Annotated in this window: 1 pseudogene; it reads left to right on the top strand. The window is 72.7% G+C overall.

The features are described 5' to 3' along the window. Window positions 1-597, top strand: a pseudogene (locus STRAU_RS41990) (acyltransferase domain-containing protein); the annotation flags it as partial.

Below are 597 nucleotides of genomic sequence, written 5' to 3'. Positions count from 1 at the left end.
GTGCGGGAGCTGATCACCGCCTGGGGTGAGCGCGTCTCCGTGGCGGCCGTCAACGGTCCCGCCCAGGTGGTGGTGTCCGGCGAGGCCGAGGCTCTGGAAGAGCTGGTGGCCCAGTGCGTCGCGCGGGACATCCGCGCGCGGACCATCCCGGTGGATTACGCCTCGCACTCCCTGTACGTCGAGCAGATCGAGCAGCAGATCGCTTCGGCGTTGCCAGACGGTCCTCTTCGAGCACGCCACCCGCGGCCTCCTCGCCGAAGGCCATGACGTCTTCCTGGAGATGAGCCCGCACCCGGTGCTCACTGTCCCCGTCCAGGCCACCATCGAGGCCGCCGGTCGCGAGGGCGCGGCCGTGGCGCTCGGCTCCCTGCGCCGCGACGAAGGCGGCGCCGACCGTCTCACCGCGTCCTTCGCCGAGGCCCACGTGCACGGTGCCGAACTCGACTGGCAGGCCCTGTTCCCCGGCGCCCGCACCACCGTCGACCTGCCCACGTACGCCTTCCAGCGCAGGCACTACTGGCTCCTCTCGCCGCAGCAGGAGCCGGGTGCCGAGCCCGCCCCCGCCGTGGACGAGGTGGAGGCGCGGTTCTGGGAGGC

Origin of the sequence: Streptomyces aurantiacus JA 4570 (assembly GCF_000414115.1) — a bacterium.
GTDB lineage: Bacteria > Actinomycetota > Actinomycetes > Streptomycetales > Streptomycetaceae > Streptomyces > Streptomyces aurantiacus_A.
Note: the sequence above shows the minus strand (reverse complement) of the source record. Positions and strands in the feature narration are given on the sequence as shown.